The organism is Halomonas sp. ND22Bw (assembly GCF_003011945.1).
Lineage (GTDB): Bacteria > Pseudomonadota > Gammaproteobacteria > Pseudomonadales > Halomonadaceae > Halomonas > Halomonas halophila.
Genome location: NZ_PXWD01000129.1, coordinates 1 through 479 on the forward strand (window position 1 = coordinate 1; position 479 = coordinate 479).

The following is a 479-nucleotide window of genomic DNA, read 5'->3' on the forward strand; positions in this document are numbered from 1 at the left end:
ATTCGGGCTGACGCGGCTGCGCGATGCGCCGGCAATGGCGCTGTCGGGCGGCGAGCGTCGCCGCGCCGAGATCGCGCGCGCGCTGGCCGCCGATCCGTCGATCATGCTGCTGGACGAACCGTTCGCGGGAATCGACCCGATCTCGATCGCGGACATCCGCGACCTGGTGTGCCAGCTGAAGGAGCGCGGGATCGGCGTGCTCATCACCGACCACAATGTGCGCGAGACGCTGGACATCGTCGACCGCGGCTACATCATCTACGACGGCAAGGTACTGTTCACCGGCAGCCCGGACGAGCTGGTCCGCGACGAGAACGTGCGCCGCTTGTACCTGGGCGAGGGCTTCACGCTCTAGCCGCATGGCCCGGCCGCTCGCCTCCCACAGCCCCCGCCCCGCATGAGCCTCGCGCCGCGCCTCGACCTGCGCCAGTCGCAATCGCTGGTGATGACGCCGCAGCTGCAGCAGGCGATCAAACTGC

The 479-nt window shown here is 69.3% G+C and carries 2 protein-coding genes; both read left to right on the forward strand.

Going from position 1 to position 479, the window contains the following annotated elements:
- Nucleotides 1–355: ATP-binding cassette domain-containing protein (locus tag CVH10_RS17310; RefSeq protein ID WP_146142983.1), on the forward strand; the 355-nt coding region annotated here is incomplete at its 5' end.
- A 42-nt stretch (nt 356–397) separates the two neighbouring features.
- Nucleotides 398–479, forward strand: an 82-nt coding sequence (locus tag CVH10_RS17315; protein WP_146142984.1) for a hypothetical protein, incomplete at its 3' end; no start/stop codon positions are given.